The 23236-nt window shown below is 38.8% G+C and carries 21 protein-coding genes; 11 read left to right on the forward strand and 10 right to left on the reverse strand.

The features are described 5' to 3' along the window. Positions 1-10: 10 nt before the first annotated feature. Positions 11-871, reverse strand: coding sequence for a transporter substrate-binding domain-containing protein (locus tag NYE61_RS08060; protein WP_240033869.1), 861 nt, complete (start codon positions 869-871; stop codon positions 11-13). Between the two features lie 315 nt (positions 872-1186). Here NYE61_RS08060 and NYE61_RS08065 point away from each other — a divergent pair, with 315 nt between their 5' ends. After that, on the forward strand, positions 1187-3118 hold the full coding sequence (locus NYE61_RS08065; RefSeq protein WP_303447630.1) for a heavy metal translocating P-type ATPase: 1932 nt from the start codon (positions 1187-1189) through the stop codon (positions 3116-3118). A gap of 35 nt (positions 3119-3153) precedes the next feature. Here NYE61_RS08065 and NYE61_RS08070 read toward each other — a convergent pair whose 3' ends face one another. The 3 genes from NYE61_RS08070 to NYE61_RS08080 form a co-directional block, all read right to left on the reverse strand. Next, positions 3154-3975, reverse strand: coding sequence for a YihY/virulence factor BrkB family protein (locus tag NYE61_RS08070; protein WP_095313673.1), 822 nt, complete (start codon positions 3973-3975; stop codon positions 3154-3156). Positions 3976-4041: 66 nt separating this feature from the next. After that, positions 4042-4329, reverse strand: a complete 288-nt coding sequence (locus tag NYE61_RS08075) for a YtxH domain-containing protein (protein WP_095313674.1) — start codon at positions 4327-4329, stop codon at positions 4042-4044. A 14-nt stretch (positions 4330-4343) separates the two neighbouring features. Further along, positions 4344-4823, reverse strand: a complete 480-nt coding sequence (locus tag NYE61_RS08080; protein ID WP_095313676.1) for a low molecular weight protein-tyrosine-phosphatase — start codon at positions 4821-4823, stop codon at positions 4344-4346. A gap of 265 nt (positions 4824-5088) precedes the next feature. Between NYE61_RS08080 and NYE61_RS08085 the strand changes: the two genes are divergently transcribed. Continuing rightward, a complete protein-coding gene (locus NYE61_RS08085) occupies positions 5089-6453 on the forward strand; it encodes a sodium:alanine symporter family protein (protein ID WP_303447631.1) in 1365 nt (454 codons plus the stop codon). A 172-nt stretch (positions 6454-6625) separates the two neighbouring features. Here the strand turns inward: NYE61_RS08085 and NYE61_RS08090 are convergent, their stop codons facing one another. Both NYE61_RS08090 and NYE61_RS08095 read right to left on the reverse strand, forming a co-directional pair. Continuing rightward, positions 6626-7621: a glutaminase gene (locus NYE61_RS08090; RefSeq protein ID WP_303447632.1), complete on the reverse strand. Its 996-nt coding sequence runs from the start codon at positions 7619-7621 to the stop codon at positions 6626-6628. Between the two features lie 248 nt (positions 7622-7869). Further along, on the reverse strand, positions 7870-8688 hold the full coding sequence (locus tag NYE61_RS08095; protein WP_095313680.1) for a CAP domain-containing protein: 819 nt from the start codon (positions 8686-8688) through the stop codon (positions 7870-7872). Between the two features lie 698 nt (positions 8689-9386). Here NYE61_RS08095 and mreBH point away from each other — a divergent pair. The 4 genes from mreBH to NYE61_RS08115 all read left to right on the forward strand — a co-directional run bounded on the left by mreBH (position 9387) and on the right by NYE61_RS08115 (position 13662). Next, on the forward strand, positions 9387-10394 hold the full coding sequence (gene mreBH / locus NYE61_RS08100; RefSeq protein ID WP_303447633.1) for a rod-share determining protein MreBH: 1008 nt from the start codon (positions 9387-9389) through the stop codon (positions 10392-10394). A 334-nt stretch (positions 10395-10728) separates the two neighbouring features. Further along, positions 10729-11886 (forward strand): CoA transferase, encoded by a 1158-nt coding sequence (locus NYE61_RS08105; protein ID WP_339317277.1) that lies wholly within the window; start codon positions 10729-10731, stop codon positions 11884-11886. A gap of 16 nt (positions 11887-11902) precedes the next feature. Then, positions 11903-13108 (forward strand): acyl-CoA dehydrogenase family protein, encoded by a 1206-nt coding sequence (locus NYE61_RS08110; RefSeq protein WP_303447635.1) that lies wholly within the window; start codon positions 11903-11905, stop codon positions 13106-13108. Positions 13109-13278: 170 nt separating this feature from the next. Continuing rightward, positions 13279-13662, forward strand: coding sequence for a DUF4183 domain-containing protein (locus tag NYE61_RS08115; protein ID WP_095313685.1), 384 nt, complete (start codon positions 13279-13281; stop codon positions 13660-13662). A 45-nt stretch (positions 13663-13707) separates the two neighbouring features. Here NYE61_RS08115 and NYE61_RS08120 read toward each other — a convergent pair whose 3' ends face one another. The 4 genes from NYE61_RS08120 to NYE61_RS08135 form a co-directional block, all read right to left on the reverse strand. Further along, a complete protein-coding gene (locus tag NYE61_RS08120; protein WP_316246672.1) occupies positions 13708-14088 on the reverse strand; it encodes a DUF4183 domain-containing protein in 381 nt (126 codons plus the stop codon). A gap of 241 nt (positions 14089-14329) precedes the next feature. After that, positions 14330-14644: a DUF3870 domain-containing protein gene (locus NYE61_RS08125; protein WP_095313687.1), complete on the reverse strand. Its 315-nt coding sequence runs from the start codon at positions 14642-14644 to the stop codon at positions 14330-14332. A 30-nt stretch (positions 14645-14674) separates the two neighbouring features. After that, entirely contained in the window at positions 14675-15853 is a 1179-nt protein-coding gene (locus NYE61_RS08130; protein ID WP_095313689.1) for a saccharopine dehydrogenase C-terminal domain-containing protein, read from the reverse strand. A gap of 78 nt (positions 15854-15931) precedes the next feature. Beyond that, positions 15932-17431 (reverse strand): aldehyde dehydrogenase family protein, encoded by a 1500-nt coding sequence (locus tag NYE61_RS08135; protein ID WP_303447636.1) that lies wholly within the window; start codon positions 17429-17431, stop codon positions 15932-15934. A gap of 202 nt (positions 17432-17633) precedes the next feature. Here NYE61_RS08135 and kynU point away from each other — a divergent pair, with 202 nt between their 5' ends. From kynU to NYE61_RS08160, 5 genes are all read left to right on the forward strand, one after another. Further along, the gene (gene kynU, locus NYE61_RS08140) at positions 17634-18905 is read left to right on the forward strand and encodes a kynureninase (protein WP_303447639.1); all 1272 of its coding nucleotides are present in this window, start codon (positions 17634-17636) and stop codon (positions 18903-18905) included. Continuing rightward, positions 18902-19540: an arylformamidase gene (kynB, locus tag NYE61_RS08145; protein ID WP_303447640.1), complete on the forward strand. Its 639-nt coding sequence runs from the start codon at positions 18902-18904 to the stop codon at positions 19538-19540. Before kynU ends, kynB begins: the two co-directional genes overlap by 4 nt. After that, the gene (kynA, locus tag NYE61_RS08150) at positions 19537-20382 is read left to right on the forward strand and encodes a tryptophan 2,3-dioxygenase (protein ID WP_095313694.1); all 846 of its coding nucleotides are present in this window, start codon (positions 19537-19539) and stop codon (positions 20380-20382) included. Before kynB ends, kynA begins: the two co-directional genes overlap by 4 nt. Positions 20383-20464: 82 nt before the next feature. Next, a complete protein-coding gene (locus tag NYE61_RS08155) occupies positions 20465-21808 on the forward strand; it encodes a sodium-dependent transporter (protein ID WP_303447646.1) in 1344 nt (447 codons plus the stop codon). Positions 21809-21864: 56 nt separating this feature from the next. Further along, positions 21865-23208, forward strand: coding sequence for a CoA-disulfide reductase (locus NYE61_RS08160; protein ID WP_303447647.1), 1344 nt, complete (start codon positions 21865-21867; stop codon positions 23206-23208). Positions 23209-23236 lie beyond the last annotated feature (28 nt).

Raw genomic sequence — 23236 nt, forward strand, 5'->3', positions numbered from 1 at the left:
TCAATTCCCCTTACAGATCAAGGCCTTCTATTTCTTCAATATCGCCTTCTGGTTTTTCAGAAGCATCTTCTTCATAAAATTGGATTGCTAACTTTGATAATGTTCCATCTTCACGCATCTCACTTAATACACGGTTTATCTCTTCCGTTAATTTATCCGCACCTTTTGGTATAACAACCGCCTGTTCAGTTGGATGGAATTTTAATGTTGGATGCAAATGCAAATCGAAATCAGGAAATGCTGCGACACCAAATTTCGTTAAATAATAGTCATTAATAACAACATCAGTACGCGCATTGCTAACATCGCTTAAATAAGCCTCATTTGGAGCGTTTCCATATGTCACAACCTCAGCACCAAAATGCTCGGCAATTTGACTGTAAATTGTCGTTGCTCCACCACCTGCTTTTTTGCCTTCTAAATCTTCTAATGACTCGATTCCAGAGTTATCGGATTCACGAACCGCCATTGTCGAATAGGAATATTTATATGGTTCGCTGAAATTAAATTCTTCTTTTCTTGAATCAGTAGGCTCGATATCATTCGCTGCCACATCAATTCTTCCACTTTGAATTGCTGGAAGCATACTGTCAATTCCCATTATCTCAAAGCTTACTTCAAGATCTAAACGTTCTGCGATTTCACGCATTACTTCCACATCATAACCTGTTAATTCATCGTTCTCATCGTAATAGGATGCAGCAATTAATGTACCGGAAGTTCCGACTATAAGCTCACCTGCATCTTGAATTGCTTCCCATCTTTCATCTGATGAATCTTCCCCTGCTGTATCTCCAGAATTGCCACATGCACTTAGCACAGCAATCATAACTAAAGCTAAAAGCATTAAAGATAACTTAAGCTTTTTCACCAAAAGCACCCCTTTGTTATATATAATTTTCAAATGCAATTGTAACAGAATTAAGTTGATAAAACAACGTAATGAATTCTGTTTTAAATGATTTTACTAAAAAATTGTAACAATTAATCTGTTTCTGTAAATTTATTTTTAGAAAACTAGCCATGCACCTAAAACTTTGGTGAATGGCTTAGTTGTACATGTAAAAAAGGAAAGTTTATTATTTGCAAAATTTATATTGACTCTTGCCTCTTTGCTGATATAATAATAAATATCTAATTAGAATTATTATAAAAAGGTAAACATTATTAAAAGGAGGTAACTGTCATGTCTACTGATACTTTAGAAATGAAACGTACAACTTGGAAGACTCCAATTTCCAAGTTAAAAACAGTAGCTATTTATGAGCATCACGAATTAATTGCTGCGCTAATTAGCGGGCTCCTACTACTCCTAGCATGGATTTTTAAAGATCAATTAACCTCTGTTCTTTGGTTTACGCTTCATGGATTTGCATTTGCAATTGGTGGATATGCGAAAGCGAAGGAAGGCATCACAGAAACGATTCAAACAAAGAAATTAAATGTAGAAATCTTAATGATTCTTGCCGCAATTGGAGCAATCACAATCGGTTATTGGACAGAAGCCGCTATTTTAATTTTTATTTTTGCATTGTCTGGTGCTCTTGAAACCTATTCGATGAATAAAAGCAATCGAGCAATCTCATCATTAATGGAATTACAACCTGAAGAGGCTTTACTCTTGCAAGACAAACGAGAAACGACAATACCTGTTTCCCAGCTGAAAATTGGCGATACTATTCTCGTAAGGGCTGGCGAACGCATTCCAGCTGATGGAGTTATCGTTAAGGGTGCTTCTACGATTGATGAAAGCACGATTACTGGTGAATCACTGCCTATCTACAGACAAAATCAGCATGATGTGTACGCAGGCACTGTAGCCCTAGATGGTACATTAACAATAAAGATTACAACAAAACCAAATGAAACCTTATTCCAAAAAATTATCCAGCTTGTCCAATCTGCACAAGAGGAGAAATCAACCTCACAGTTGTTTATTGAAAAGTTCGAGAGCACATACGTATATGGAGTGCTAGCAATTGTAGCTATTATGATGTTTCTTCCATATCTTTTATTTAACTGGACACTTTCTGACAGTATTTACCGGGCAATGGTGTTACTAGTTGTAGCTTCTCCTTGTGCACTCGTAGCTTCCATCTCACCTGCAACCTTATCCGCTATATCGAATGCTGCAAGGAAAGGGATTCTTTTTAAAGGTGGCGTACACCTTGAAAATTTAAGCAACATCCAAGCTATTGCATTGGATAAAACAGGGACACTTACCAAAGGGAAGCCAGCCGTAACAAATGTATATATGGACGAAGCTGTTAATGAAAAGGAAATCTTGTCTATTATCGGGGCTATTGAAAAAGAATCGACACACCCTATTGCCAAATCGATAACTGCGTATTGTTTGGATAAAGCTGGAGTCCTAGCTCCTACTTTTGAGATTAAGCATCTAAAAAATATTAGTGGAAAAGGAATTATCGCTACAGTAGGAAGTAATGAGTGGAGAATTGGTAAAGCAGACTTTGTAGGAAAAGAGTTAACAGTGGCCTTTCAACAACAATACGCAGACAAACAATCCACTGCTGAAAAAACATCTACCTTCATTCAAATAAATGAGCGAATTATCGGTATGTTTATCCTAAAAGACACGACAAGAGAATCAGCAAAAGAAGCGATTCATAACTTAAAGTCAAATGGCATTGAAACGATTATGCTTACTGGTGACAATGAATTGACGGCTAAAGCTGTTGCCGGGGAAGTTGGCATAAACCAATACAAGGCCAATTGTCTTCCACAGGATAAAGTCGAATACGTCAAATCGTTTAGGAAGCAATACAAAACGGTGGCAATGGTCGGAGATGGCATTAATGACGCTCCTGCTTTAGCGAATGCCAATGTAAGTATTGCAATGGGAGAAGGAACAGACATCGCACTCGATACAGCAGATATGGTATTGATGAAAAATGACCTAACAAAAATCACAAACGCAATTCAAGTATCCAAACGAATGAATCGTGTTATTAAACAGAATATCATCTTTTCTTTAAGCATCATTTTGTTGCTTGTTCTTACAAATTACTTTCAAATTATTGATTTACCACTCGGTGTTATTGGTCATGAAGGGAGCACTATCCTCGTTATTTTAAATAGTTTGCGTTTACTGAAATAGCTGCCTTTTAGGGGGTAGCTATTTTCTTTCACCGATCATGGGCGTCTATATACTTTTTCTATAAATGCGTTTAATACACCACCAAGAATAATAATGATGCCAAATAGATAAAACCAGAACATCAGTATAATGACTACCCCTAGACTTCCGTATGTAGCAGAGTAATCACCAATCGTAATGACATAGAAGGAAAATACCCATGATACGAACTGCCAGCTTATCGTAGCGAATGCAGTACCTATAATAACAGTTTTAAAGTATATCCGTTTATGAGGTGCTAATTTATAGAGAAAGAGAAGCACAATAAAGAAGATCGCAGAAGAAATACCCCAGCGAAATGTTTCCCAGGTTTGCAAAAAGTCTTCTGATAAACCAAATATGGAAAACAAATACAAGCCAATCATTCTTCCAAAAACCGGTAAAATTAATGCGATGATAATGACAATTACGATGGCAATGGTTAGTAATATCGCGATTAGTCTCCCAAAAAAGAAAGAACGGTTATTCTCGATTTCATACGCTCGATTAAATGCTTTGGTTATGGCGTTAACCCCATTCGAAGCAGCCCAAAGTGTACCGATAATCCCAATAGAAAGCAGACCACCATTTTGCTGGTTGAGCATTTGACCAATATTATTATTGATCAATTCCATTACTTGCGGGGGCGCATAGGTTGCAATCGTATCTAAAATTACTTGAGCATCAAGCGGTAAATATCCAATTAAATTTAATAGAAATAATAAAAATGGGAACAGTGACAACAGAAAAAAATATGCTAACTGTGCAGCAAGACCAAACACATCCACATTTTCGACGCGCTGATAGAACTGCTTCCCAAGAATTAGTATTTTTTTCACGTTCACTCGCTCCCATAAATTAAATATAGTAAATCATTTTCAATACGTTCTTCTACTTTACTATATTTAGTTTAACCCTTTTTTATTCGTAACCTTTTCTAGCGTTGATTCTACTTGCTCTAAAGCATTGATTGCATTCTCTGCACCACTTGCAATCGTTTGATTTAATTCATCAAAGGTATTACGCAAGCTATGAATTGCTTCAGAAGGGTTACTAATAAAGTGAGATGAGCATGATTTCGCTGCGTCAAATCTTCCTTTCGCATAGCTTCTCGTATTTTTGTCGAATAAAGCGACAGCCCCACCTACTACAGCCCCAATAGTCATACTTAAAATGATTCTACGTTTTCCCATTTTCATTCTCTCCTTTAAACAATATGGTATGTATGCTTTATAGATTTTAGTAAATGAACACAACCTGTTAAAACTAACTGATAGGTGTATTCAAAATTCCCCGTATAATATGGATCCGGAACGTTTACATCCTCTGGGTTTTCGACAAAATCCATTAATTTCGCGACTGTTACCGAGTCATCCAGCACCTTTCGGATCTTGTTCAGATTAGCTATGTTCTGATCATCCATTGCAATAATGTAATCAAAGTCATCCCAATCCTGTTCCTTCACTTGTCGTGCGAACATGCCCTCATACGAAACTGCTTCACGGTCTAATAATTTTCTTGTTCCTTCATGTGGTACATTTCCAACATGCCAATCACCAGTCCCCCCTGAATCCACCTTAATTCTATCAGAAAGTCCTTCTTTTTCCACTAAATCACGAAAAATAGCTTCTGCCATTGGCGACCTGCAAATATTACCTAAACAAACAAATAGTACACGAATGTCCATGATGATAACTCCCTTCTCCATTTTCTATTATAAGCAATATAGTGGTTCATAAGCAAAAAATTATAAATAGGAATGGATGATTTTTTGTTTTATTATGTCGAACCCTTTCGATAAATCATTATTAACTAGGGATTTTGTCAATCGATTTTATAGCGTTTAAGTAGTTCAGAAGTTTTTGCAGACTAAAATAACTTTTATTTCCTCTTGACAACTCATCCAATTTTCGAAATATTAGTAAGTATAAGTAATTAAGGGGGATGATTCAATGATAGGTTTTTTAGAACAAGTAAGTGCGTTTGTTTGGGGACCGCCATTATTAATTCTTATAGTTGGAACAGGGATCTATTTAACTTTCAGACTTGGCTTTGTGCAAATTCTTGCGTTACCAACAGCGTTATTAAACGCATTCAGTCGCAAAAAGCAAGATAAGTTGTCAGATGGAGATATTTCCCATTATCAAGCCTTAACCACGCAAATGGCGGCAACAATTGGGACTGGTAACATTGTAGGGGTAGCTACAGCTGTTATTGCCGGGGGGCCAGGAGCTGTATTTTGGATGTGGGTCATGGCGATTTTTGGTATGGCAACAAAATACGCGGAAGCCGTGCTGGCTGTAAAGTACAGGGTCAAAGGTGAGGACGGACAAATGTCCGGGGGACCGATGTACTACCTTGAAAGAGGCTTAAAATTAAAATGGCTAGCTGTTGCATTTGCGATTTTTGGATCAATTGCAGCATTCGGAATTGGTAACATGGTACAAACAAACGCCGTGTCCGCTGCTGCTGAAAATTCATTTAACATTCCAACATGGGTTACTGGAATTATTCTTGCTATTGTTACTGCATTGGTTATTCTCGGTGGAATTAAAAGTATTGGACGTGTAACTGCTTTCTTTGTACCAATCATGGCTGTATTTTATATTATCGGTGGCTTAATTATCATGACGCTTAACTTTGATATTGTTCCAGCCGCTATTAACCTCATCCTAACAGATGCATTTACTGCAAGTGCTGTCGGTGGTGGTATCCTAGGTACGGTTATCCGATACGGAGTTGCACGTGGGATTTTCTCAAACGAAGCAGGTCTTGGTTCTGCTCCCATTGCAGCTGCTGCAGCAAAAACAGACTACCCAGGAAGACAAGGCCTCGTTTCAATGACACAGGTATTTATCGATACAATCATTGTTTGCAGTATCACTGGAATTACGATTGTTATGGCAGATCTGCACCAAACTGGTGTAGCAGGTGGTGCCTTAACTGGTGAGTCCTTTGGTGTTTTCTTAGGAACGCCTGGAGTCTTAATTGTAAGTATCACGACAATCCTATTTGCTTATTCTACGGTTATTGCCTGGTCCTATTACGGGGAAAAGTGCCTTAACTATTTATTCAAGAGTCCAAAGGCAATTACAATCTATCGGTTTGTATGGGTTGTTGCTGTTTTCTTTGGTGCAACTACAGTTATTGATATCGTGTGGCTATTTTCAGACATTTTTAATGCATTAATGGCGATACCTAACTTAATCGGACTCCTCGGGCTATCTGGCGTCGTAGCTTATGAAACAAAACGATTCCTGAAAATAGCGAAAGAAGAAAAAAAGCAAGAAAGAGCTGCGAAATCGAAATCTGCTTAAAGTACAAAAGCGGAAGCGCCAAGTCGCTGTGCTCTGAAGCTGGATCTGTACGTGAACCGGGGATATTCGTTCATTCGAATATCCCCGGTTCTCACATGTCCACAAAGCGTTAAAACTACAGTAAGACTTCCCTCGTCTCCGTGTCTCTGACTCGGCACTTGCACCTTTGTTCTTAAAACAAACTTAAATCCCACTGATTAGCGATGTGCCTCAACAATTTAATACCACCAATACTATTCCCCTGCAGATCAAGAGCAGGTCCAAAAACGCCGATGCCACATCCATCTAAAAACGGAAGTTCCTCATCCCTTACTCGTGGTGGAACGACTGCTACAATTCCACCGGATACACCACTTTTGGCAGGAATACCAACATATGCAGCGAATTTCCCTGAAGCATCATACATTCCACACGTAAGCATCAATGCTTTTACTAAACGCGCAACTGATCGTGGTATAATTTCTTCTTCTGTATTTGGATCACGTCCATCATTGGAGAGGACTAATCCGATTTTTGCTAAATCACTTGTTGTTATCTCTATCGAACATTGTTTAAAATATGTCTCCAACGTAATTCCAAGATCAGATTCCAAATAGCCGCCCTCTAATAAATAGTAACCGATTGATCGATTTCTCATCGATGTATCACGTTCTGATTCATATGCATCTACATTTACTTGCGGTCGATAGCCAATCATTTTTTCCATTAGAACAAAAAGTGAATCTAGTTTCTGATCCGATGTTTTACCACTTAATAGCGAAGATACGGTAATTGCTCCAGAATTAACTAATGGATTAAACGGCTTCTTCGGCTGCTTCATTTCGAGATGCATAATAGAATTAAACGCTTCACCAGTAGGCTCCACATCCACTCTATTTAATACATAGGAAAGTCCCCTATCCATACAGGCAGCAATAAAGGTCAATACTTTGGAAATACTTTGGATTGTAAATTTTTCTTCTGTATCACCTGATTTAATCGTAACACCATTTTTTCCAATAATCGATATGCCTAGTGCGTGTTGATCAGCCTCTGCCAAAATCGGTATATACGTAGCAACTTCACCATCAACTGTTTGCTTTTTATAAAAATTAATCCAACTGTCAACATAATCCTGAAGCCATTCCTTCGACAATTCTGTGTTTAAGTTAACAGATCCTTGTACCATCATTACCCACCTCATTAACAGTATGTGCATCCAAACAAGTTTGTATCTATGTATACCCTAAAACGTGCTACTATATAGCTTTTATAATAACAGCTTTTCATATAGTTTCTACTATACTGCAAGAAAGAATTAGTTACACGATTGAATATGAAGCATCCATCCTATTGTTTTAAGCGTGATAAATTGTGCACATCCGTTTTTAAGCCTAAAAAAAAGAGACCAGCTAAAAGCTAGTCCCTAATACTATATTATTTTCCGATGAATTGCTGTGTCCAGTGGTTACCTTGCTCTACATAACCTACCCCAATGTGAGTATACTCACCATTTAGGATGTTTGCACGGTGACCTTCACTATTCATCCACGCATTCACAACTTCTTCTGGAGTTTGTTGCCCTTTAGCAATGTTCTCTCCAGCTGTACGGTAAGAGATACCGTAGCTCTTCATCATGTCAAACGGTGAACCATGGTTCGGGCTGTTGTGATCAAAGTAGTTGCTTGTTGCCATATCACGGGATTTTTCGCGAGCTACTTTACTTAATTCTGTGTCAACTTCCAATGGACTTAAACCTTGTTTTGCTCTTTCTTGGTTTGTTAACTCTACTACTTCTTGTTCAAACTGACTTAATTGCTGTGAAGTTTCTTGATTTTGGTTAGATTGCTCTTCTTTTTGAGCTGGTTGCTGTACAGGTGTTGCAGCTTCCTGCTCTTGTTCTTTAGCTGGAGCTTTCTCTTTTGCTGGCGCTTCTTGTTTTGCTGGCGTTTCAGCTTGTTCTGATGCTTCTTGTTTTGCAGGAGCATCAGCTTGCTTTTGATTTTGTTCTTTTGCAGGAATGGATTTCCAGTCTATATTTTTCCAATCAAGCTCGCCATTCAATACCTTATTAATAAGGCCTTGGATATCTCCCTCTGATACATTTCCCGTTTGTCCATTTACTGAATAATAGACTTTATATGAAGGGTTAGTTGATTGATCTTGATTTGCTGACGCATCAGCAGTAGATGTAAATGCTCCGCCAAGTAATAGCGCAGTTGATAATGCAGTAGCGATTCCTACTTTTTTAAACATCTTTGTTACACTCTCCTTTGGTTTTGTTGTTTCTTGCAAAATCATCATAGCACGGGATTTTTGTAATATTTAAGGAAAGCTTTTCCAAACTAGAAAAATAGTTATCGATAAATTTACCTATTAAACTCGAAACCTTGTATTCCATAGAAAAGTTCTAAATCCCTAAATTCGACTAAACAGGTAAAAGTTCAACATACAGGAAAAAATTAGTACAATTTTACGGTTGACACCTTTTAAATAAAGGGTTTATATTACAGGTTGCAATGATTTGTAAACAAACTGTCACTTGCATTTCCCCCACTAAATGTTTTAATTTTAAGAGTAACGTTCTTTATTATAGTAGATAGGATAGTGAAAACTTTATCTCTATTTAATTTAACAAATGCATTTTACGATTAAATTATGGATGCAATATTTAAACTAAATTCGGGTATATAATTTGAAATAGTCATATCCTATTTATATATACTTCAATAAGCACTTTACACTAGCATCGGAAGTTTATGCTGTTATATGTACATAACTATTAAAACTTCTCAATTAAAAACAAATGCGATACTTCTATCAGAATGATTCTGATAGAACGAAACAGCTTTTAGGGGCAGAACCCCTATCATATAAATTTGAACTTATAAACAACGGGAATACTGCCCCTTAATCTACGATACAATAAATTGTCATCATTGGAGGAACCTATTATGTTTTCAAACGCGGAAATCGGAATTGATCTTGGAACAGCAAATATACTTGTCTATTCAAAAACAAAAGGAATCGTTTTAAACGAGCCATCTGTTGTGGCAATCGATATTGAAACAAAAAAAGTTGTAGCAGTTGGTGCGGAAGCAAAAGAAATGGTCGGTAAAACACCGAAAAACATTGTACCTATCCGCCCTTTACGGGATGGTGTGATTGCGGACTATGATGTTACTGCCCAAATGCTAAGGGAACTATTGAAAAAAGTAAGTAAAACGCTTGGGATGTCTATGCGCAAACCAACTGTTGTCGTTTGTACTCCTTCAGGTAGTACGACAGTTGAAAGACGTGCAATTCATAATGCGGTAACAAGCTATGGTGCAAAGCATGTGCATTTAATTGAAGAGCCTGTTGCAGCTGCAATTGGTGCAGATTTACCCGTTGATGAACCAATTGCCAATGTAGTCGTTGATATTGGTGGAGGAACTTCTGAGGTAGGTATTATTTCCTTCGGAGGAGTTGTCTCTTGTAATTCAGTACGCACTGCCGGAGACAAAATGGATGATGAAATCGTACAGCATATCCGCAAAACGTATAATATTTTAATTGGTGAACGCACTGCAGAAAATATTAAAATGGAAATCGGTTATGCACACCCGAATCATAAGGAAGTCACGATGGATATTCGCGGTCGTGATATGGTAACTGGTTTGCCTAAAACGATTGAAATAACGTCTACTGAAATTTATAATGCGATTAAAGAATCTCTAGAGCAAATACTAGAAGCAATTCGCGCTACATTAGAGGATTGCCCTCCAGAGTTAAGTGGAGATATTGTTGACCATGGCATTGTCTTAACAGGTGGAGGCTCCCTTTTAAATGGAATGCAGGAATGGCTTGCTAATGAAATTAGTGTACCAGTTCATATGGCTCCAAACCCGCTTGAATCGGTAGCCATCGGTACTGGACGTGCTATAAAGATGATTACAAAACTACAAAAAGCAGCGAAATAAGAAACAAAAGCAGACTTGCTATGTTTATAGCGCTTCATGAATAAAAGCTGGCTTCAAAGAGAATATCTTTGAGGTTAGCTTTTTATACTATTTTTTAGTCAACAGCCAATATCTATTTACATATTTTTCAGAATAAAGTATACTTATTAATAATACTGTGAAAAACGTATGCCACGTTATTCTACATTAAATTGAATTTCCATAACTGCCTAATTTGTTCACATTCCTATAATCAGGTATGTTCCAACAAACAAAAGCCAGTTCGAACAAAATTGCAGCAATCCTGCATTTGTTTGGGCTGGCTTTTTTTATAACATGAGAAAGGAGGAACTACATGACTGGTGCATTAAACAACATTAAAATTCTCGATCTATCAAGGGTGCTTGCAGGTCCTTATTGCTCAATGATTCTCGGCGATCTTGGTGCAGAAGTAATCAAAGTCGAGGCACCCGGTGGAAGTGACGAAACACGCGGATGGGGCCCCCCTTTTCAAAACAGCGTCAGCGCTTACTACCTATGTGCTAATCGTAATAAAAAGAGCATTACCGTGGATTTGAAAACAAAAGAAGGAATTGATCAGATAAAAAAAATAATAGCCGAATCAGATGTAATCATGAACAATTTTAAAGCCGGGACGATGGAGCGCTTCGGACTCGATTATGAAACCGTCGCACAATTGAATCCTTCCATCGTTTACTGCTCTATTACCGGTTTTGGGGAGACCGGCCCATACAAACATTTACCAGGTTATGACTTCATTATCCAAGCAATGAGTGGATTAATGAGCATTACGGGCACAGAAGCATCCGGTCCACAGAAAATGGGAGTTGCTATTACCGATATCTTAACCGGACTATACGCCTGTATTGGAATTCAAGCTGCATTGCTTGAGCGAACCAATTCAGGTAAAGGTCAGAAAATCGACCTTTCATTATATGATTCAGCTGTCAGCGCCTTGGTCAATATCGGAAGTAATTACTTGATTTCCGGGAAAATACCCTCGGCTCTCGGTAATCATCATGCCAATATCGTGCCATACCAGACCTTCATCACAGCGGATGGAGAAATGGTAGTTGCCGTTGGTAACGACAATCAATTTAAAAAGCTCTGTAGCCTATTAAATGTCCCTCATCTCAGTAACGATCGGAGATTTGAGAAGAATGCAGACCGGGTAAAACATAGAGATTTGCTTGTTTCACGTTTACAAAAAATTTTTGCAACAAAGCCGACGGCATATTGGTTAGAACAATGTCATACAAATAACATTCCATGTGGACCAATTCAAGATTTACAAGATGTAAGCAATGACCCACAACTGCATGAGCGAGAAATGTTCGTTGATTACGAACACCCTACAGCAGGTCCTATCACAATGATTGGAAGTCCATTAAAACTTTCACGAACACCTGTCGCTTACAATCTGCATCCTCCTGATGCTGGTGAACATAATCAGGAATTTCGTATAGACGATAAAGAAGTAAAAAATAAGTAAACAAGGAGATGAGCTAATGAATTTTGAATTTAATGATGAACAGAAGATGCTGCGTGAAACGGTAAGAAGCTTTACAGACAAAGAAATTATGCCATACATTGACGGGTGGGACCGGGAAGGAAAGTTTGACTTAAGCATACTAACGAGACTTGCAGAGCTTGGACTAATGGGCGTCTGTATCCCTGAAGCATATGGTGGCAGTGGAATGGATTATAACGCATTAGCTATTGTTTGTGAGGAACTGGAGCGAGGCGATACCGCCTTTCGTACAGCTGTTTCCGTGCATACGGGGTTAAATAGCATGACATTACTTCAATGGGGAACAGAAGAGCAAAAGCAAAAATACCTTACACCACAGGCAAAAGGTGAAAAAATTGGTGCATTTGGTCTCACCGAACCTGGCGCTGGTTCGGATGTTGCAGCTTTACAAACGACAGCTGTACAAGATGGTGACCACTATATTTTAAACGGTCAGAAAACATGGATCTCACTATGTGATATTGCCGATCATTTTATTGTTTTTGCTTATACTGCAGATCGTTCCGAAAAGCATAAAGCTATTTCTGCTTTCATTGTTGAACGTTCTTGGGAAGGTTTCTCATCGAAGGCAATCAAAGGCAAGCACGGCATCCGATCCGGTAACACAGGTGAAATATTTTTTGAAAATATTAAAGTACCGAAAGAAAATCTGCTGGGCGAAGAAGGAGAAGGATTTAAAATTGCCATGTCAGCATTAGATAATGGGCGCTTCACAGTTGCTGCAGGTGCTGTTGGACAAATTATGGCTTGTCTGGAAGCTTCCGTTAAATACTGCCATGAACGAGAAACATTCGGCAAAGAGATTGGAAAACATCAGCTCGTGCAGCAAATGATTGCGAAGATGGAAGCAGGCTATCAAATGAGTCGTTTGCTTGTTTATCGTGCAGGTGAGCTTAAAAACCGAGGAAAACGCAATACCAGAGAAACTTCTCTTGCCAAATGGCAGGCCTGTGACTTCGCTAATCAAGCAGCAGATGATGCCGTGCAAATCCACGGTGCTTATGGCTATTCCGATGAATATCCAGTAGAACGCTATTTACGGAATTCGAAAGCACCGGTTATTTATGAGGGAACTCGAGAAATTCACACGATTATGCAGGCAGAATATGTATTAGGGTATCGGGAAGATAAGCAGTTGAATAAAATGCTTCCTGCCTGGGATGGAGAGAAGGAGCGCGTTTAAAAAACAATAATCTATTTCCCCTAGCATATTAAATGCTAGGGTTTTTATCTATTTCTAAAACGTGTACAAATACATCATTCAACATAGAAATGATGAACGTATCTATGCAGAATGATTTCTTATTCATATACTATGATGAAACAATTTATTGATAGGAAGGAGAGACACTAATGGCATTACAGCTTATGAAATTATTTGTTTCTGCAACAACGGAAACGGAGGTTACGCCAACGGTTGATAAGTTTTTCTATGTAACGGTAGCTGATACTGCACCAGAAGGCACTTTAACAATTGATGCAGCTGATTTCTTTGATGATTTAGGTGCTGAAGTCGTTGAACTCCCCGAGTTAATAGCGAATAACAGTTACTATAACCTATATATAAATGGTGTATTACAAATGCAGGATATTTCAACTTATACGCCTGGTGCAACTGGTGTAGGATCACTTAGTATTGTGGTACCCACTGGTACAGACTCCATAGTAGCAGAAACACCAATCGTATTAGAAATAGCCAACTTCGATACGACTTCTACTACAGATATTACAACATAACTTCATTTGAAATAGGGTGGTCTATGCCACCCCTTAATTAATCGATTACGATTGGTGAATAGTAATGAATTGCAAATTAATTGGAGCTCCTTCTGGAGGTACATCACTTGTTTTTAATTGCAATATACCTTCCTTAATCTCATAGGTAACTGGAGGTTGTAATACACCATTAATAAAGAGATTTACATAGGAGACCTTCATTGGATCTAATATCCCGCGATTACCGTATTGTTTTAATTCATCTTTATTCGTATATAGAAGACTTTTCCCATCAGACAATGCATTATACTGGTAAGTATCAACTTTATTGATTTTCCTAGCAGGTTTTATAGGAATTTTAATACGAAATTCGGAAGTTGTATTGACCATATCATATACACGACGAGTAGAGACAATATGCTTTTTATTATGTTTTATTTTGGCCACCTACCTCTTTTTATAAAGTAAAACTTCATTCAGTTAGAGTTCCCTTCCGCCCACTGAATGTTAGTAGAACAGAAACAGAATTATTATTTCTACATCCTATGTTTCAACTAAAAGAAGCGTTCAAAAAAAGCCACCTAATTACAGTCCAATAAATAAGCAACTTGTATAGAAGCGGAAAAATCAAGTTTCAATAAATTCTAAATAAAAGAAGATGGTACACAGTCAGTACCATCTCCTCTTCTTATTTTGTCTCTATATAATTCACATATTGTTTATACAAATCATTTAAGGCGGACGAAAGGGCATTGCCTGCTTTCCCTAAGTAATGCTGTTTTACCATTTCAATTGGCTTTTCCATCCCATCCTGCAAGCTGTAGCCTCTTAGCAATTGTTGAACAAATTCTCTCCCATGCTCCGTGGCTAAAGTACAATTTGCAGCTACGATAACACCATATTTTTTATCAATTTCTGCTGTAATAGTTAATGTGTCATAAATACTTTTAGCTGCCATTCCTGCGGGCAGCCTTGCGTGACCTGCAATAAATATGGTATTCACGATTGGTCCAATCCCTTCATCTTATTACACTCACTTTACCTTTACTGAATTCGCTTCTAAGATTGACTCTGTTTCTGTAATATTTACACCGCGTTTCTTCATCGCTTCGATATAGGTATGGCCAGGGACAATCTGTTCTGGCGGATATACGCCTTTTTTCGCAATAGTTCCATCACCAATCATCTGTGCAACAACTGATATTGTATTCGCAGTCGCTCGAGCCATCGCTGTTACATGTGTTTTTCGATCCTTATACGTCGTCATCTCATATGCATAGGTTGCTTCCGTCCCATTCTTTTCACCAGAAACAATTACCCTTAATAAGACTGCATCTTCCTTCTCACCTAATTCAACGATGGGATCAAGTACTTTCAGAAAAACATCGCGCGGTCGAATCATCTGACCATTTACTTCGACCTCATAATCTAGCTTCGTTAAATTTAAATCAACAAGCAGTTTAAATTTCTCCGCATGACCGGGATAACGAATTGTTTTGTATTCAAGTGTCTCAATATCCGGAAAAGATAGCGAAAGTGTTGATGTGCCGCCAGATGTATGAAAAGCTTCCAACGGGCCAAACCGCTCAAAATAAATTTGCTCTACTTCTGTTAATGAAGGGATTTCCTGCTTGATACCATTACGAATAATGAGGGAAGGATCTGTATAATGATCGAAAACCCCTTCCATTGAGAATACATGATTATATTCAATTGGAGGATCTGGCTTTACAGGAATTCCACCAACATATAATTTAATCGACTTTACTTGATCAAGCTTGCTTGCACCATAGCCTGATAAAATATTGATCATCCCAGGAGCTACACCAAGATCTGGAATGAGTGTAACTTGAGCAGTTTTCGCGTCATCTGAAAGCCCCAGCACTTTATCTGTCATATGCCCAATATGTCCGCCTAAATCTACTGCGCTGACCCCTACCTCAATTGCAGTTTTAGCAACGATTTCATTAAACGAATAAAATAGTGCGTTTATAACCACATCAAACTTCCGAATAAACGCTGCAAGCTCCTCTCTATTACCCGCATTTACTTGATATGCTTTTAATTTCTTAGTATCCAGCTGCTTACTTACGAGCCGCGCCCGCTCGATATCAATATCTGCAAGCCCGACATGTGTTACACCTGGACTCGATACCAAATCACGTACTGCTTCTTTTCCCATCAAGCCTGAACCTAATACACCTATTTTCATTCGATTCACTCCCTGCTTAGACTGGTAAAAGCAACCTCTATCTATATAACTATTCAAAAAGCCTTCATCATAAATAGCTTATGATTCTACATCAATTTGTGCGCGTTGTAATTTCCCACTGTAATCCACGTAAATTGCCTTCCATTCTGTAAAAACATCCAATGCTTGAATGCCTGAATCTCGGTGACCATTCCCTGTTCCTTTTGTTCCTCCAAACGGCAAGTGAATTTCTGCTCCTGTGGTTCCAGCATTCACATAGACAATTCCTGTATCGAGATCTCGCTGCGCTTTAAAAACCCGATTCACATCGTTTGTAAAAATCGAGCTGGACAGTCCGTACGTCACACCATTATTTACCTCAATTGCTTCTTCAAAGCTGGAAACGGGGATAATCGAAACAACCGGGCCGAAAATTTCTTCTTGAGCAATTCGCATATCTGCCGTAGCATTGGTGAACAGGGTCGGCGCAAAGTAATAGCCATTTTCATGTGCATCTTCCGTCAGCTCGTAGCCTCCCGCAAGCAGTTTGGCCCCCTCTTCCCTGCCGATTTCAATATATTGCTTAATTTTAACAATGCCTGACTGGTTAATGATCGGTCCTACTTTAATTGATTCATCAAGTCCATTGCCTATAGTCAGCTTATCCATAGCAGCAAGCAGTCTCTCTTCCAATGTACGTTTTACTTTTTCATGTACAATAACCCGACTGCATGCTGTACATCGCTGACCACTCGTTCCGAAGGCACTCCAAAGAATTCCTTCGACTGCAAGATCTAAATCAGCATCATCCATTACGATTACAGCATTCTTCCCACCCATTTCTAAGGAAACCTTTTTTAATTGCTTTCCACATTCACTTGCAATATTTCGACCTGTATCATTGGAACCCGTAAAGGAAATAACACGAATAGCCTCATGATGGACCATCGCATCTCCAACGACAGATCCTGCACCAAATACAACATTGACAACCCCTTTAGGCAGGCCAGCTTCCTCAAAAATTTTGGCAAGCTCATATGCCATGATTGGTGTTTCCGTAGCCGGTTTCCAAACAACTGCATTTCCGGCGACAATTGCAGGAAAAGACTTCCATGTTGCAATTGCAATCGGAAAATTCCACGGTGTGATAATACCTACAACTCCAACGGGAGCACGTTGACTCATTGCAAATTTATCCTTCAACTCAGCAGGTGTTGTCTGACCAAATAAACGACGACCTTCCCCTGCCATGTAAAACGCCATATCAATACCCTCTTGCACCTCACCGCGAGCTTCTTCAATTACTTTCCCGTTTTCCATAGTCAGCAGCTGAGACAGTCTTTCTTTACGTTCTTTCATAATGTAGCCAACACGGTATAGCACTTCTGCACGTTGTGGTGCAGGAACAAGCGCCCATTCCTTTTGTGCGGCTTTTGCAGCAGCTACCGCTTCGTTTACCGCTTCTTCCGTAGATAAAGGCACTTGCACAATTTCTTCCCCAGTTGCCGGATTTATTACTGCTTGGGTTTTACTTACATTCACCCATTCTCCATTAATAAAATTATTAAGTTTTTCAACTTCCAATGATAGCGTTGTCAAAATTATCCCTCCCGAATAAAATAGTGCAGTAAATGACGTGCTTTTACCCTATTTCTATATATATTTATTTTCTATCTTTAGTATAAATGAGTATATGTTAATTGTACAATTGTTATTAATATACTAAATTTATTGGATATTTTTTTATTCCTTATGTTAGATTGAACATATATCAATTTAATACAAAAGAGGTGCTATATTTATGATGCGTACACGTCAATATGCACAGCAACTGGATCAAGAGGATACTTTACAACATTTTCGAACCGAGTTCCACACACCTAACAATACGATTTATTTTGATGGTAACTCACTCGGATTATTATCCAAACGCACGGAACAATTTGTAACTGAAGTTATGAATGATTGGAAAAACCATGCAATCGATGGTTGGACACTTGGTCATCATCCTTGGTTTTATTTAGCTGAAAAGCTTGGGAAAATGTCCACCAATCTTGTTGGTGCAAAACCAGAGGAAGTAATTATTACTGGTTCAACAACAACCAACCTCCATCAACTGACAGCGAGTTTCTATCACCCAAAAGGCGCAAAAACGAAGATTCTTGCTGATGTATTGAATTTCCCTTCTGATATTTATGCATTAAAAAGCCAATTAGCACAAAAAGGATATGATGCCCACACACATCTTATTCAAGTACCGAGTGCTGATGAGAATACGTTGAAATCAGAAGACATCATCGACTACATGACAGAGGAAATCGCATTAATTGTCCTGCCAGGTGTCCTATATCGCAGCGGACAAATTCTAGACATGCAAAGGTTAACAAAAGAAGCTCATAAGCGAGGAATCCTTATTGGCTTTGATTTATGCCATTCGATTGGTGCCATCCCTCACAGTCTATCAGAGTGGGATGTGGACTTTGCTTTCTGGTGTACGTATAAGCATTTAAATGGAGGCCCTGGAAGTGTTGGGGGGCTGTATGTTAATCAAAAGCATTTCGGCAAAACACCTGGACTTGCTGGATGGTTTAGTTCTTCCAAAGAAAAGCAATTTGATATGGAGCATAATCTGACCCCAGCAAATCATGCAGGTTCCTACCAAATTGGAACACCACATGTATTAAGTATGGCGCCATTACTCGGGTCACTGCAAATGTTTGAGGAAGCCGGCATTGAAAATATCCGCAAAAAATCATTACAACTAACAGCGTACTTGATGGACTTGATTGAAAGCGAATTAGCTGCATATTCCTTTTCCATTGCCAATCCGAAGCAAGATGATGAACGAGGTGGACACGTTTTACTGTTGCATTCCGAAGCAGCACGGATTTGCAGAGCTTTAAAAGCAAACGGCATCATTCCTGACTTTCGCAACCCAAATGGAATACGGATAGCCCCTGTCGCCTTATACAATACATTTGAAGAGGTATGGCAAATGGTTCATATTCTGAAAACCATTATGGAGAAAGAAAGCTATAAAAACTACGAAAATAAACGAGGTGTAATCGCATGAGTAAATGGATTGATATTTCTCAAGCCTTAACGAATGATATCGCACATTGGCCAGGAGATACACCATTCAACTACAAACTGTCAGCCACGAAGGAGCAGACCGGCTCTGCCAATATTGGAGAAATCACAACAAGTCTGCACATTGGGACACATATTGATGCACCCTTTCATTTTAATTCTAATGGTAAAACGGTAGATCAGCTCGATCTTGATCTTTACATTGGAAAAGCAATCGTTATTGATGTCAGTCATACCGATAATATTACAGCGGCAGTACTAGAAAATTACCAATTTGATTATGCAACAAGACTGCTGCTGAGAACATCACTACCGAACAATCCAAAACGGTTCCCAAGAGAATTTCCTTATCTGGATCCAGAGATTGCCCAGTTTTTAAGTGAAAAGGGTATACAATTACTTGGCGTTGATATCCCCTCTGTCGATGCACCGGACAGTAAAGAACTCACCACACATCACGCCCTCCATCGGCATGGAATTCACATTCTGGAAAATATAATGCTAAAACATGTCATTCCAGGATCCTATGATTTAATCGCTTTGCCGTTAGCTATCCATGGTGCGGATGGCAGTCCAGTCCGCGCCGTATTACGTCCACTTGAGGAGAATGAATCATGACGGATTCTTCCAACAAAACATTTCAGTCGGAAAAAGGAATTCATACGGATTTTATGGAGAAAATGACATATGGAGATTACCTTCAGCTCGATCCTTTATTATCAAGTCAAAAACGATTATCCAGTCACCATGATGAAATGCTATTTATAATTATCCACCAGGTAAGCGAGTTATGGCTAAAGCTAATTATTCATGAAATGCAGGCAGCAATCAAAAAGATTCAAGCAAACGAACTGCAAGCGTCCTATAAAATGCTTGCACGTGTCAGCAAAATCCAATCCCAAATCATTCAAGCATGGGATGTGCTTTCAACATTAACACCTGCAGAGTACATGCAATTTAGGGATAAACTAGGAAATGCTTCCGGGTTTCAATCTTATCAATATCGGCTTGTCGAATTTGTCCTAGGCTATAAAACACCATTTATTTTAAAAATATATCAAAAAGACAAAGAACTTCATCAAATTCTAATGGATGCGTATCATGCACCTGGTCTATATGATGTTGCCATTCAATCTTTAGACAAGGCAGGTCTGCCAATTGATAAAGGAGTTTTAGATAGAGATATTTCGAAAACATATCAACAAAATGCTAGTGTTGAGCAGGCATGGCTACAGGTCTATCAAAACGTCGATCGCTATTGGGACCTTTATCAATTGGCTGAAAAGCTCGTCGATATTGAAGATTGGTTCCAGCAATGGCGTTTCAGACATATGAAAACAGTTGAACGCATTATTGGTCACAAGACAGGTACTGGAGGATCATCTGGTGTCAGCTATCTAAAAAAAGTACTGGAGCATTACTTTTTTCCTGAACTTTGGGAAATTCGAACAAAGCTTTAACAACGATAGAACTTCCTTCAAAAATGAATTGATTATGCTATACTAATAAGATAACTTTTTCAAACATGAAAGGAATTACAGCATGAACAAAAACAAAGAACAATGGTCGACAAAGCTCGGCTTTATCCTATCATCTGCTGGAGCGGCAGTCGGTCTTGGAGCAATTTGGAAATTCCCATATATGACAGGAATGAATGGTGGAGGTGCCTTTTTCCTATTATTTATTGGCTTTACCATCATTCTAGGTCTTCCTCTCTTAGTTGGGGAATTTATTATTGGAAGAAGTTCACAAAAGGAAGCAGTCACAGCTTACAAAACATTAGCACCAAAAACTCCTTGGTCATTCATTGGACAATGGGGCGTTGTTGGTGCATTCATCCTGATGGCATTTTACAGTGTCGTAGGCGGCTGGGTCCTTCTATATAGTTTCATGTCACTGCCTGGACAAATTATAAAAGAAAACGCAAATTATCCCGAACTATTTGCTAATATAACTGGCAGTCCAACCTTGACAATTGTCGGTCTTGGATTATTTGTATTAATAAATATTATTGTTGTATCTCTCGGAATTACAAATGGAATCGAGAAAACAAATAAGGTGTTAATGCCATTACTTTTTATTTTCTTTATTATACTTGTCATCCGTTCCGTTACATTCGAAGGAGCAATGGAAGGTATCCGCTTCTTCCTGCAGCCAGACTTTTCCAAACTAAGTGCTGAAAATGTCTTATATGCACTCGGTCAAGCATTCTTTTCATTAGCAGTAGGAATCTCGGTGATGGTGACATACAGCTCTTACTTGAAAAAAGATGTCAGTTTACCGTCATCAGCTGGATCGGTAAGTATTATGAATATATTTGTTTCCTTGCTTGCAGGTTTAGCTATCTTTCCTGTTGTATTTGCCTTTGGTTTGGAGCCTGCAGAAGGACCTGGATTATTGTTTATCGTGCTGCCTGAGGTATTTGCACAAATGCCGTTCGGTGAATTGTTTTTAAGCTTATTTTTATTGCTGTTTTTATTCGCGGTGTTGACATCATCCTTCAGTATGCTGGAAATTATTACAGCAGCTTTCACAGAAAATAAACAGCGCTCAAGAAAGAAAGTTGCATTCATTGCCGGTTTACTCGTATTTCTCGCAGGCATTCCATCTGCACTCTCTACCAACGTGCTTACGGATTTCACTATATTCGGTTTAACTGTATTCGATGCAAGTGATTTCCTTGTGAGTAATATCATGCTTCCTGGTGGCTGCCTATTTATTTCATTGTTTATCGGATTTAAACTGGATAAATCATTATTAAAGCAGGAATTTTCTTATGGAAACCAGTTAGCTGATGGATTGTTCCACGTATGGTTCCAGATCATGCGTTGGTTAGTTCCCGCTACAATCATCATCGTTTTCTTAAGTTCTGTCGGAATTTTATAGTACGAAGATTTTTACACAAGGAGAAAAGGAAAGATTCCGCTGGAGGAGTGACATACATGCCACGTAAAATTGTAATTGTTGGCGGTGTTGGTGGCGGCGCTACGGTTGCCGCCCAAATCCGCAGAAACGATAAAAATTCCGAAATCATCATCTTTGATAAAGGGGGGTATATTTCTTACGCAAATTGCGGTATCCCCTATTATCTTGGCGATGTGGTTCAAAATAGAAAGGATCTCCTGTATCCTCCTGAGAAATTCACGAAAAAATACAATGTATCCGTGCATACGAATACAGAAGTTATTTCAATTTCACGCTCAGATAAAACCGTGCACTATCGGAAAGGTAAACAAGTGCAGGAGGAAACCTTCGACAAACTGATCCTTTCTCCTGGTGCATCTGCAATTGTTCCAGACATAGAGGGTATCAATAATAATCGAACCTTTACAGCGAAAACGATTGAGGATATGGATGCTGTTCATGCATTCATCCAACAAAATACACCGAGGTCAGTTGCTGTAGTTGGTGCTGGGTTTATCGGATTAGAGATGATCGAAAACTTGCATGCCCTTGGGTTGAATTGCACCATCATCGATCGCTCATCACAAGTAAGCAAAATCATTGATGATGATATGGCGGCAATAGTTGAAGAACATTTGAAGGATAAAGGAATTGAGGTCATTCTGAATGATGGCTTGAAGGGGTTTAAAAATGATGGCAAGACATTACTTTTAAATAGCGGGATACAACTGGAAGCAGACATGACAATTCTCGCTATTGGAATAAAGCCTAATACTGATTTAGCTATCAATACGGCACTGGAGTTAGGTAGTACTGGTGCTATTTCTGTGAATGAATATATGCAAACAACAGATCCTGATATTTATGCGTTAGGAGATGCCGTAGAAACAAGAGACCTATTAACCGGCTCACCAAGACATATCGCACTAGCTTGGCTTGCACATCGTCAAGCAGCTATTATTGCTGCACACTTAGATGGAGAACAAATTCCTTATCGCGGCAATACAGGCTCTTCTATTTTGAAGGTATTTGATTTAACAGTGGCAGCAACCGGACATAACCGACAGAGCTTGCAGCAGGAAGGCAAACAATTCGAGAATGTAGTCCTTGCCTCCACTTCCCACGCTAACTATTATCCAGGTTCCAAGAAACTCTGGTTAAAACTTTTTTTCCATCCAGAAACAGGGCTGATTTTTGGAGGAAATATTGTCGGGTATGATGGTGTTGATAAGCGGATGGCTGTATTGGCTACTGCTATCAAAGGAAATTTAACTGTAAATGACCTACCAGAGCTGGAACTCGGATATGCACCACCTTATTCCAGTTCAAAGGACCCCATCAATATTCTTGGCTATAAAGCAATCGATATGCTAAAAAAGTAAATCCCGGCTAAAGGCCGGGATTTACTTT

It is taken from the genome of Oceanobacillus sp. FSL W7-1304, from assembly GCF_037969805.1.
GTDB classification, from domain to species: Bacteria; Bacillota; Bacilli; order Bacillales; family Amphibacillaceae; genus Oceanobacillus; species Oceanobacillus profundus.